General features: G+C 52.7%; 8 protein-coding genes. 6 read left to right on the top strand and 2 right to left on the bottom strand.

Features of this window, described 5'->3' with window-relative positions:
- The first annotated feature begins 32 nt into the window (after nucleotides 1-32).
- Nucleotides 33-1877: an NPCBM/NEW2 domain-containing protein gene (locus GWC94_RS13685; protein WP_161835570.1), complete on the top strand. Its 1845-nt coding sequence runs from the start codon at nucleotides 33-35 to the stop codon at nucleotides 1875-1877.
- A 15-nt stretch (nucleotides 1878-1892) separates the two neighbouring features.
- Here GWC94_RS13685 and GWC94_RS13680 read toward each other — a convergent pair whose 3' ends face one another.
- Together GWC94_RS13680 and cobA are read right to left on the bottom strand one after the other, a co-directional pair.
- Complete coding sequence (locus tag GWC94_RS13680; RefSeq protein WP_161835569.1) at nucleotides 1893-2582, bottom strand: Crp/Fnr family transcriptional regulator; 690 nt, start codon at nucleotides 2580-2582, stop codon at nucleotides 1893-1895.
- A complete protein-coding gene (gene cobA, locus GWC94_RS13675) occupies nucleotides 2551-3333 on the bottom strand; it encodes a uroporphyrinogen-III C-methyltransferase (protein WP_202628768.1) in 783 nt (260 codons plus the stop codon). Before cobA ends, GWC94_RS13680 begins: the two co-directional genes overlap by 32 nt.
- Nucleotides 3334-3517: 184 nt before the next feature.
- Here cobA and nirB point away from each other — a divergent pair, with 184 nt between their 5' ends.
- From nirB to GWC94_RS13650, 5 genes are all read left to right on the top strand, one after another.
- On the top strand, nucleotides 3518-6013 hold the full coding sequence (nirB, locus tag GWC94_RS13670; protein ID WP_161835568.1) for a nitrite reductase large subunit NirB: 2496 nt from the start codon (nucleotides 3518-3520) through the stop codon (nucleotides 6011-6013).
- Between the two features lie 28 nt (nucleotides 6014-6041).
- On the top strand, nucleotides 6042-6389 hold the full coding sequence (gene nirD, locus GWC94_RS13665) for a nitrite reductase small subunit NirD (protein WP_235918536.1): 348 nt from the start codon (nucleotides 6042-6044) through the stop codon (nucleotides 6387-6389).
- Between the two features lie 105 nt (nucleotides 6390-6494).
- The gene (locus GWC94_RS13660; protein WP_202628767.1) at nucleotides 6495-6899 is read left to right on the top strand and encodes a hypothetical protein; all 405 of its coding nucleotides are present in this window, start codon (nucleotides 6495-6497) and stop codon (nucleotides 6897-6899) included.
- Nucleotides 6900-6933: 34 nt separating this feature from the next.
- A complete protein-coding gene (locus GWC94_RS13655; protein ID WP_202628766.1) occupies nucleotides 6934-8223 on the top strand; it encodes an MFS transporter in 1290 nt (429 codons plus the stop codon).
- Between the two features lie 59 nt (nucleotides 8224-8282).
- Nucleotides 8283-11828 (top strand): nitrate reductase, encoded by a 3546-nt coding sequence (locus tag GWC94_RS13650; RefSeq protein WP_202628765.1) that lies wholly within the window; start codon nucleotides 8283-8285, stop codon nucleotides 11826-11828.
- The last annotated feature ends 1 nt before the right edge of the window (nucleotide 11829 follow it).

The following is an 11829-nucleotide window of genomic DNA, read 5'->3' as shown; positions in this document are numbered from 1 at the left end:
CGGCAACGCATTTTGATGAATATAGAAATACAATGAGAAAGCTTACATGTTGTTTTTTCGCGGTGTTGGCAGGATGGGCATCCGCAAATGCACAGACACGCACTGTTTCCGGTAAACCACCGGTAAAGGATTTCCATAGCTGGGCGCCCACTCCGCCGATGGGCTGGAACAGCTGGGATTGCTTTGGGCCAACCGTAACGGAAGCCGAGGTAAAAGCCAATGCCGATTATATGGCTGTCAATCTGAAGCGGTACGGATGGGAATATATTGTGGTTGACATACGGTGGTATGTAAGCAACGACAAAGCACATGGCTACAATGAAACCGATCCGCAATACAATATAGACAGTTGGGGGCGTTTGCAACCGGCGGTAAACCGTTTTCCATCCGCGGCAGGCGGCAGGGGGTTTAAACCGCTGGCCGATTACCTGCATGGCAAGGGCCTTAAGTTCGGCATACACATCATGCGGGGTGTACCCGTTATCGCCGTCAGGCAAAAACTGCCTGTGAAAAGAACCGGTAAAACAGCCGCAGATATTTACAGCGAAGAAAACCAGAGCCGCTGGTTGCACGATATGTATACGGTGGTGCCGGGCAAACCGGGCTCACAGGAATATTACAATTCCCTTTTTGAGCTCTACGCCGCCTGGGGTGTTGATTTTGTAAAAGTGGATGATCTTTCTTCGCCGGTGTATTTTGCTGAAGAGGTGGAAATGATACGCAGGGCAATTGACCGCACAGGCCGGAAGATCGTATTGAGCACATCGCCCGGCGAAACACCGGTTGCCCACGCGGCGCATGTAAAGGCCCATGCCAATATGTGGCGGACCGTGGGTGATTTCTGGGATAGCTGGGGACAGCTCAAAGAACATTTCGGAATATTTGACCGATGGAACAAATGGCGCAGCTACGGCGCTTACCCCGATGGCGATATGCTGCCGATGGGCTGTATCGGTATCCGCGCAGAAAGAGGCAACCCGCGGATGACAAATTTTACCAGTGATGAGCAGTACACGCTGATGACCTTATGGAGCATCTTCCGGTCGCCGCTGATGTTTGGCGGTAACCTGCCTGATAACGACAGTTTCACAACAGCGTTGCTGACCAACAGAGCCGTGTTATCCGTACTCAGCAAAAGCAGGAACAACAAACCCCTGTTCAACGATGCAGTCAAAGCCGCATGGATGGCCGATGAGCCGGGAACCGGCGCAAAATACCTGGCTTTGTTCAACAAGGCCGACCAGGAACCGGCGCTGGAAGAAAAAGCGATCTGGAAAAGCGGCATACGCACACGCAGCACGCCAACGGAATATGCAGACATGGATATCACCGGTGCAAAAAAAATGTACCTGGTGGTAACCGATGGCGGGGATAATATCGACTGGGATCATGCCGACTGGATCCATCCCATGCTGCACAGCGGAAAGGATTCGTTTGCGCTGACAGAGCTGACATGGACGAAAGCCAGATCGGGCTGGGGAAGCGCCAGGATCAATAAAAGTGTTTCAGGCGCGGCGCTTACTGTGAACGGCACCAGGTACCCAACAGGCATCGGCGTACATGCCCATTCGGTTATTGAATATGATCTGCCCGAAGGGTATACCCGTTTCAGCGCATTGACCGGCATCGACAACGCCGCGGCGGTGCAGAACACGGGTGCAACGATGCGCTTCCTCGTATTTACGCAGAACCCTTCAGGACCTGTGCCGCCGGCGAGTTCGCCGATAGCGGTGAGTCTGACAACGCTCGGGTTTTCATCGCCCTGCATCATCACGGATCTGTGGACGGGCAAGGTGCTCGGCAGGTTTTCGGGCAGTTTTGCGCCGGTCATCAACAGGCATGGTGCAGGACTTTACCGGATCGTTCCGGTAAAATAACAGCGCAGCCGGGCTTCAGAGGCTTCGCGCATGGCCCAGTAGTTTGGCTGCATCCAGTATGCGGATATTTCTTCCCTCAACGGAAATGGCCTGCTCTTCGGTCATTTCATTCATGATGCGGAAAACCGTTTCATAGGTGGCGCCGGCATAAGCGGCAAGATCCTGTTTACTGAGGTAAAGCCGGATAATGTTTTCGTCCGTGGTCCCGAACTTTTTCTGAAAGGAAAGCAAAGCGTTGGCAACCCTGCCCTTTACGGAAAGATGTGCCAGGTTGTGCATGCGTTTTTCCGATTCTTTGAGCTCGGCAGCAAAGAACATCATGAGCCAGTACAGAAAATCGGGATTCACTTTTACGGTAGACCTGAAAAAATCCAGGTTGATAAAACAGACATCGGTGTGCTCCAGTGCCGTGGCCGATACGGGGTAGATAGCGTCGGAACCCAGTCCGCGGTGGCCAACGATATCGCCATCGTGCGCAATGCGAAGGATCAGTTCTTTTTCAGACCCCCATTTCTTGTGCACTTTTACCAGGCCGGTGTGAATGAAATACATGCCGGCCACTTCCTGGCCTTCGCGGAATAAAACTTCTCCTTTTTTGAGACGGAAATTGTTACGGTTGCTGTCAATTGCCGGCAGCCAGTCGCTAAGACAATGTGTACACAGCACGCAACTTTTAAGATCGCAGTTTTTCCTGTTCTTTTTCATGAACCTTGGGTTCTTCTTTCAGCAGCGAGGGATGCAGGTTCACGGTTTCACCCACCACTACCACCGCCGGGTTGCACATTCCTTCGTATTGGGCTTTGAAAAAAATATCTTTCACGGTGCCGGTCACCATCTTTTCCGCCGGTGTTGTGCCGTTTTGGATGATGGCCACCGGTGTACCGGATTTACCGAAACGGGTAAAGATGTCCATGATCTCTTCGAGCCTGCTCATCGCCATCAGTATCACCACTGTTGCGGATGACTGCGCCGCCAGTTCAATATCCGCTGATATATTGCCGCTGCGTGTGGTGCCGGTGGTTACCCAGAAGCTTTCGTTGATACCCCGGCAGGTAAGCGGTATCAGCTGCGATGCCGGTACCGCCAGAGCGCTGGAAATGCCCGGTATCAGTTCGAGCTGCATACCTGCGGCGCGTGCCACAGCCATTTCTTCCACTGCCCGGCCAAACACGAACGGATCGCCGCCTTTCAGCCGCACGATACGGCGATGGGTGCGGGCATAGTCGAGGATCAGCTGGTTGATCTCTTCCTGCGAAAGGGCATGGCACCCGTACCGTTTTCCCACAAACCGCCTGATACAGCCTGCCGGCGTATAGGCCAGCAGTTCTTCCGAAGCCAGGGCATCGTACAAGACCACTTCCGCTTGGCGCAATGCCCTGACCGCCTTGAGGGTGATCAGTTCCGGATCTCCCGGCCCGGCCCCCACCAGGGAAAGTAAAGATATGGCACTATTCATATTATAATTTAAATTATTCACTAAAAATATTTATCAAAATAGTTAATTATGAAATTAATTATTAAATTTATGATGAAAAATACTATTTCATACCATTAAATAAATTATTTTATGAAATAGTATTACATAGAAATATTTACAATTCGATTGTTTGCCACTATTCCTCAACCAAAATGCAATGCATATGCGGGTAGTAATAGTTGGCAACGGCATGGTGGGTTACAAATTCTGCGAGAAAATGGCAGCCCGTAACACCCACGGGCAGTATGAACTGACCGTATTCGGCGAAGAGGCAAGACCTGCCTATGACCGGGTACACCTCAGCGAGTTCTTCGCCGGCAAATCGGCAAACGATCTGTTACTGGCCGATGCCGGCTGGTATGCATCGCGCGGCATCGTACTGCATCTCGGCGATCCGGTACAGCGCATCGACCGCGGCAGCAAAACCGTGTATTCCCACAAAGGCCTGGCGGTTCCCTATGATTACCTGGTGCTGGCCACCGGATCCTCGGCCTTTGTTCCGCCCATACCCGGTATTGAAAAAAACGGCGTTTTTATTTACCGCACCATCGAAGACCTGGAACTGATCGGCAGCTGGGCAAAAAGAACCAGAAAAGGCACCGTGATCGGCGGCGGGCTGCTGGGACTGGAAGCCGCCAAAGCCCTGCTTGATCTGGGCATACGCGATACATCGGTGGTTGAATTTGCCCCGCGGCTGATGCCCCGCCAGGTAGATGAGGCGGGCGCACAGTTACTGCAGCTGAAACTGGAAGCGCTCGGGCTCTCCATCCATACATCCAAAAGCACCTCGGCCATTCTCGGCGATGAGGCGGTAACCGGTCTCTCGTTTGCCGACGGCACGGTGCTTGACACAGATATGATCGTTGTTTCCGCGGGTATCAAACCCCGGGACGAGCTCGCCAAAGCCTGCGGCATCGCCACGGGTACAAGAGGCGGTATTGTTGTGAACGATTTTTTACAGACATCCGACGACGCTGTCTACGCCATCGGCGAATGCGCACTGCATCGCGAGATGATCTATGGCCTGGTTGCCCCCGGTTATGAAATGGCCGAAGTGGTGGCGGCACAGCTGGGCGGCGACGAAAAAACATTCACCGGGTTTGATATGAGCACCAAGCTCAAACTGATCGGCATCGATGTGGCCAGCTTCGGAAACCCTTTTAGCTGCGAAGCCGGCACCCGTACCATTGTACTGAACGACGGCATCAACGGTTTCTATAAAAGGGTAAACATTACCGCCGACGGCAAACACCTGCTCGGGGGCGTGCTGGTGGGCGATGCTTCGCAGTACAATATGCTGCTGCAGACCTGCAAGAACAAACTGGTGCTGCCTCCCAACCCCGAAGACATCATACTCGGCGCCCGGGGTGGCGAATCGGCTGAAGCAGGTGTGGCCAGTCTGCCCGACGACGCCTATATCTGCAGCTGCGAATCCGTGAGCAAAGGCGCTATCTGCCAGGCCATCGAATCGGGAGAGGAAACGACAGAAGCCCTGAAAAAATGCACCAAAGCAGGAACGGGCTGCGGCGGTTGTCTGCCGATGGTAAAAGACCTGCTGAACCACACACTCAAAGCGCAGGGCAGGTACATACGCAATGTGATCTGTGAACATTTCCAGTACAGTCGCCAGGAATTATACGACCTCGTCAAACTCCATGAGCTGAAATCTTACGAAGCGGTGCTGGATAAACTGGGCACAGGCGATGGTTGCGAACTGTGCAAACCATCTGTTGCTTCCCTACTCGCGAGCCTGTGGAATGAAATGATCCTGCAAAAAGGAAATGACACCGCGCAGGACAGCAACGATCGTTTTCTGGCCAATATCCAGAAAGGAGGCACCTATTCCGTGGTGCCGCGCGTTCCCGGCGGCGAGATCACGCCCGATAAGCTGATCATCATCGGCCAGGTAGCGAAGAAATACCATCTCTACACAAAAATTACCGGTGGCCAGCGCATCGATCTTTTCGGTGCACACCTGTCAGACCTGCCGCTGATCTGGAAAGAACTGATCGATGCGGGTTTTGAAAGCGGGCATGCCTATGGCAAGGCCCTGCGTACGGTGAAGAGCTGCGTGGGCAGTACCTGGTGCAGGTTTGGCTTGCACGACAGCGTGAGCTTTGCCATACGCATCGAAGAACGGTACCGCGGTCTGCGGGCGCCGCATAAAATCAAATCCGCCGTATCGGGTTGCATACGCGAGTGCGCCGAGGCGCAGAGCAAGGATTTTGGCATCATCGCCACCGAAAAAGGATGGAACCTGTATGTATGCGGCAACGGCGGTTCCAAACCGCAGCACGCACTGCTGCTGGCCACCGACCTGGACGAAGCAACCTGTATACGATACATAGACCGGTTCCTGATGTTCTATATCAAAACTGCCGACCCGCTTACCAGAATGGCTGTCTGGCTGAATAAAATGGAGGGCGGTATCGATTACCTGCGCAATGTGGTGGTCAGCGACAGCCTGGGCATGGCGGCGCAACTCGAGGCGGAGATGCAGCTGCTGGTAGACAGCTACCGGTGCGAATGGAAGGAAGCGGTTGAGAACCCCGAGATACGGAAACGGTTTAACCATTTTGTAAACGCGCCCGAAGAAAAAGATCCCAGCATCTCATTCGATGCCATGCGGGAGCAGAAGCGGGCGAAAGAATGGAAATAAGAACAATTACTCACTAAAAAAAATAAGTATGACAGCAATGGAAACAATGGCATGGTTCCCTGCCTGCAGCGTAGATGATGTGCCTGCCAACGGCGGCGTATGCGTCAAATGCGGTGAAGAACAGATTGCGCTGTATCATTTCACCAGGCGCAACGAATGGTATGCCACGCAGAACGAATGCCCGCACCGTCGGCAAATGGTATTAAGCCGCGGAATGATCGGCTCGCAGAACGATGAACCCAAAGTGGCCTGCCCCTTCCACAAAAAAACATTTTCACTGGTCACCGGGGAATGTTTGAACGACAGCGAATGCGCTTTGAAGACCTACCCGGTTAGGGTGGAAGCAGGACGTGTTTTCATTGGGATCGGCGTATAACGGAAACTCCTGCAAAGGGAATAAAAATAAAAGCCCCGGTCGAATTGGAAGCTCGCGCCGGGGTTGACAGTCAAATTGCGTAACAATTTAAACCGCGACAAAGCTATGAAAAATGGATGTATCACTATGGTATCTGTGTTTTGTATGTGCCTGACGGCAAACCTGGCAAAGGCCCAGGGCACTGCTAAACCGCAGGCATCGGTATGGGACGGTATGGCCGTAGCAGGCTATGTTGATAACGGCGCCTATGTAAATTTCGGCGGCCCCTGTATCAAACTGATCAGAAAACCCTGGGCATTCGGATTTGGCATACTGCCTACCATGCGCATCAAGCGGGACCAGGGGGCTGCGGGCGCGCCCGGTAACTCGGCCATTACACCAACCGCGGGATTCGGGTTTACGTTTTTTTACAGGCACCTGGTTGTGCAGGTTCCTTTTTATTACAACAGCAAAACCGCCGTCAGCGACGGAAAATGGAACCCGGGCTTAGGCATCGGGTTTAAGTTCTGAAACTGCGTATCACTTAACCGCACAACCCAATCAAATGTCAGATAACCTTCACCAACCACTTACCCGTCTCAATATCTTTTCGATAAAAGGTGTGCAGATGCGTACGTTCCATATCACCTGGTTCACATTCTTTGTTTGTTTTTTCGGCTGGTTCGGACTGGCGCCGCTGATGCCGGCCATTAAAGACGATCTGCATCTCGACAAACCGCAGATCGGCAACCTCGTTATAGCCTCTGTATCGGGAACGGTGATCGCACGTTTGCTGATCGGCAGGCTTTGCGATACCTGGGGGCCCCGGAAAACCTATACGGCCCTGCTGCTGGCAGGCGCCATTCCTGTTATGTGCGTGGGACTGGCACACGACTACACTTCGTTTTTGTTGTTCCGGCTCGCCATCAGCATCATCGGCGCATCGTTTGTGATCACGCAGTTCCATACTTCCATGATGTTTGCCCCGCAGATCAAAGGCACGGCCAATGCCGTGGCCGGCGGCTGGGGTAACCTTGGCGGCGGTATTACCAATATGACCATGCCGCTGATATTTGCCGCTATGGTTGCGGCGGGTTATACCAAACCCGAGGCATGGCGCTATGCCATGGTCTTTCCGGGTATGCTCATGCTTATCGCCGCTTTTCTGTACTGGCGGTTTACAAAAGATACGCCTGCCGGTAATTTCAGCGAGATGGAACGGACCAACGGCAGAAAAAAAACCAATTACGGTGTGCTCAAAGACTGGCGTGTGTGGGCGCTGTCGCTGGCATATGCTGTTTGTTTCGGGATGGAAATCACTTTCGACAATGTGGCGGCGCTGCATTTTGTACAGGAATACAAACTGAGTCTGGCCACCGCAGGTTTCTGTGCCGGTCTATTCGGCTTTATGAACCTGTTTGCACGTGCGCTGGGTGGTATTTTTGCCGATAAGATCGGCAAACTGTACGGGTTATGGGGTAAAGGCATTTTATTGGCGCTGGTATTGTTGCTGGAAGGATTCGGCCTGATCCTGTTTGCCAAATCCGGTTCTTTCGGGGCCGCTATTTTTTTTATGATCCTGTTTGCCCTGTTCCTGAAAATGGCCAACGGCGCCACCTACGCCATCACCCCTTTTATCGATGAAAAAAATGTTGGACTGGTAAGCGGTATCGTTGGCGCCGGCGGAAATGTGGGCGGTATGCTGTTCGGGTTCCTGTTCAAAGCCAGGGGCATTACCTATGCCGATGCATTCAGCTATATAGGCATGATCGTTATCGGCGTGTCGCTGATCATACTGGTAACGCGTTTTTCAAAAGCGGAACGGCGTGTCCGCATAAAAGTGGCCATCGGATAACCGTATCCGGCCTTCTTCGATTGTTTGCTTTTCGATTGCTGCCTTTTTAACCTATTGTCTTGAACGGAACCATACCAGATACTACCGGAAAAAAAACAACCACCTGCTGTTATTGCGGGGTAGGCTGCGGTATCGTAGTGGATACCGATAAACTCGGAAGGATCACCGTTGCGGGAGATCCGCATCATCCCGTTAACAGGGGCAGCCTCTGCAGCAAGGGCAGGAACCTGCATTATACGGTGAACGATACCAGCGACCGCATCCTGTATCCTGAAATGCGGTACGGAAGGCATTTGCCCAGGCAAAGGGTTTCCTGGAACCAGGCACTGGAAAGGACCGCCGCCGTATTCCGCACTTTCATCGATCAGTACGGTCCCGATTCGGTTGCATTTTATGCTTCCGGTCAATGCCTTACCGAAGAGTACTATGTGATCAATAAACTGGTGAAAGGATTCATCGGTACAAATAACATCGATACCAATTCACGCCTCTGCATGAGCAGTGCGGTAACGGGGTATAAAATGAGTCTTGGCGAAGACTGCGTTCCTGTTTGCTATGACGACCTGGAACTGGCCGATCTTATTTTTGTTGCCGGCGCCAACCCGGCATGGTGTCATCCCATTTTATGGCAGCGTATCGAGAAAGCCAAAGAGAAAAACCCGGGTTTGAAAATCATTGTCAGTGACCCGCGCAAAACACAAAGCTGCGCCCTCGCCGATCTTCACCTGCAACTGCATCCCGGAACGGATATCACGCTGCATCATGCCATCGGCAGGGCATTGATCGAACAGGGAGAGATCGACACCGCTTTTATCGCGCGGCATACAGAAGGGTTTGAAGCCTACCGCCATGTTGTTTTTGAACGCACGACAGCGGAAGCCGCCCTGATCTGCGGCCTGGAAGAAAACGATATCCGCCTGGCGGCAAGCCTGATTGGCAGCGCAACCGGATTTATCACCATGTGGACCATGGGACTTAACCAAAGCGTGGTTGGCGTGAATAAGAATCTCTCGCTGATCAACCTGAACCTGATCACCGGGCATATCGGTAAGCCTGGTTCGGGTCCGCTATCACTGACAGGCCAGCCCAATGCCATGGGCGGAAGAGAAGTGGGCGGCCTATCCAACCTGTTGCCCGCGCACCGTGATCTGCAGAACCCTGCGCACCGCGCCGAAGTGGAGCGTTTCTGGAAGATAGAACCGGGAAAAATCGCCGCAGCGCCCGGACTAACGGCCACCGAAATGTTCGATGCCCTGAACGAGGGCAAACTGAAGGCTATCTGGGTGCTGTGCACCAACCCCCTTACCAGCTTACCCGATGCACGCAAGGCAGAAGCCGCCCTGCGCAAGGCAAAGTTTGTGGTGGTGCAGGAGATCAGCCACCGCTCGGGTATGACCGGTTATGCAGACGTGATATTGCCCGCCGCAGCCTGGACAGAAAAAGAAGGAACCATGACCAATGCGGAACGGCGTATCACCTACCTGAACAGGATCAAAGAAGCGCCCGGAGAAGCCCTGCCGGATGCGGAGATCATCTGCCGCTTTGCACAGAAAATGGGTTATACGGGGTTCGATTATGCAAACGCTTCAGACATTTTTGCCGAACATGCCGCGCTGACAAAAGATACGCATATCGATATCAGCGATCTGACGCATGCCGTGCTGAAAGAAAAACGTTCGGTGCAATGGCCGTATACAAAAGCGCTCAATGGTTACGGTACGGCAAGACTGTTCACAGACAGACAGTTTTACACCGCTTCCCGTAAAGCGGTTATCCGCTCCTTCCCCGATGAAAACCTGTCGGAAAAAACGGATGCCGGCTACCCGCTTATTCTTACCACCGGCCGCATACGCGACCAATGGCATACGATGAGCAAAACCGGTAAGGTGAACAAACTGAAACAGCATATCGCCGAAGCTTTTATTGAAATACACCCGGAAGATGCAGCGCAACGCGCAATAAAAGAGGGCGACCTGGTGGAGATTGTCAACACACGCGGGGAAGTGCGGGTGAAAGCGAAAATATGCGATACGATCAAGCAGGGCGTTGTATTTCTGCCGATACACTGGGGTAAAATTTTGAACAGCGACCTGAACCGCGCCAATAACCTCACCAATAACCTTGTTGACCCGCAAAGCAAAGAACCCGATTTTAAATTCTCGGCGGTGGAAGTGAGGCTGTACAAAAAAGCCAGGCAGAAAATAATCGTGATAGGCGCCGGTGCCGGTGCCTGCGGTTTTGTGAAAAGCTACCGGGCAGTGAATACCGAAGACGAAATAGTGGTGTTCAGCAAAGAGGATTTTCCGTTTTACAACCGTGTGCTGCTGCCCGATTATATCTCCGGAACACTGGGCTGGAACAGCCTGGTAAAAATGACGGATGCGGAAGAATATGCCTACAACATACAACTGCACCGCGGCGTCAGTATCACGCATATTGATAAAAACAACAAGACAGCGACTGATCACCGCGGCCGGCTGCATTCATGGGATATACTGATCATGGCAACCGGGAGCAGGGCCGCATTGCTCAGGGATATTCCGGCGATGAAAGGCATTTTTACGATGCGCAGCAGGAATGATGCAGACAGTTTTAAAAACCATGTAGATCCTGCCGGAGGAAAAGTGGTGATCGTTGGCGGCGGGTTGCTGGGTATTGAACTGGCGGCCTCGCTGCGCGAGGTGCATGTGGAAGTGACCATTGTACAGCGTATATCCAGGCTGATGGATCGGCAGCTTGACCCGCTGGGCAGTCAGCTCTTGCACGAAGAGTTATCGGACAAAGGCGTTGATATTTACTATAACGACGAGATCGAACGGTTTCTCGGTAACCATACCATATCGGGTATCAGGCTGAAAAGCGGTCTGGTGGTTCATTGCCAGGCAGTGGTTATTGCCATTGGAACGGTTCCCAATATCGAGATCGCAAAAGCCGGCGAGCTGGCCTGCAAACGCGGTGTACTGGTCAATGAATACCTGCAGACCAGTCACCCCGACATTTTTGCCATTGGCGAGATCGCAGAATTCAAAGGGTTTCTGTACGGCATCACCGCAGCGGCGGAGCAGCAGGCAGAGATCGTTGTCGCTTATTTATCGGGCGATATTTCGAAATATTATACGGGTTCATTGCTCATGAACATACTCAAAATGCATGGCACGGAACTTTGTTCGCTGGGTGAGGTCGAGTGTCCGAACGACCCTGCCTACGAGGAAGTGGTGTTTATTGATAAGGCAAAACGATACTATAAAAAATGCATTATCCACAACGACCGGCTTATCGGTGCCATTCTTATCGGCGATAAATCCGAGTTTCTTGAATTCCGGAACCTGATCGAGCAGAAGATAGAACTGAGCGAAAAACGGTTGCAGCTGCTGCGTTCCGGCAAGGCGGCGGAACCGGTTATCGGCAAACTGGTGTGCAGCTGTAACAATGTGGGAGAGGGCAACCTGGTGAACAGGATTAAGGACGGATGCAAAGACCACCTGCAGCTATGCCAGATCACCGGCGCCGGCATGGGCTGCGGAAGCTGCCGGCCCGAAGTAAAAGCCATTCTGGAAAACTGCCTGGGAACAGCGGCCAGGCAGGCCGCGCCTGTTCAGGTATAAA

It is taken from the genome of Sediminibacterium soli (assembly GCF_009939225.1).
Classification (GTDB): Bacteria; Bacteroidota; Bacteroidia; order Chitinophagales; family Chitinophagaceae; genus Sediminibacterium; species Sediminibacterium soli.
This window is presented reverse-complemented; position numbering and strand designations above follow the sequence as displayed.

Bases quoted from the DNA above. Each gene is read 5' to 3' on its own strand.
- cobA (WP_202628768.1), bottom strand. From the start codon at position 3,333: ATGAATAGTGCCATATCTTTACTTTCCCTGGTGGGGGCCGGGCCGGGA.
- GWC94_RS13685 (WP_161835570.1), top strand. From the start codon at position 33: ATGAGAAAGCTTACATGTTGTTTTTTCGCGGTGTTGGCAGGATGGGCA.
- GWC94_RS13680 (WP_161835569.1), bottom strand. From the start codon at position 2,582: ATGAAAAAGAACAGGAAAAACTGCGATCTTAAAAGTTGCGTGCTGTGT.
- GWC94_RS13655 (WP_202628766.1), top strand. From the start codon at position 6,934: ATGTCAGATAACCTTCACCAACCACTTACCCGTCTCAATATCTTTTCG.
- nirB (WP_161835568.1), top strand. From the start codon at position 3,518: ATGCGGGTAGTAATAGTTGGCAACGGCATGGTGGGTTACAAATTCTGC.
- nirD (WP_235918536.1), top strand. From the start codon at position 6,042: ATGACAGCAATGGAAACAATGGCATGGTTCCCTGCCTGCAGCGTAGAT.
- GWC94_RS13660 (WP_202628767.1), top strand. From the start codon at position 6,495: ATGAAAAATGGATGTATCACTATGGTATCTGTGTTTTGTATGTGCCTG.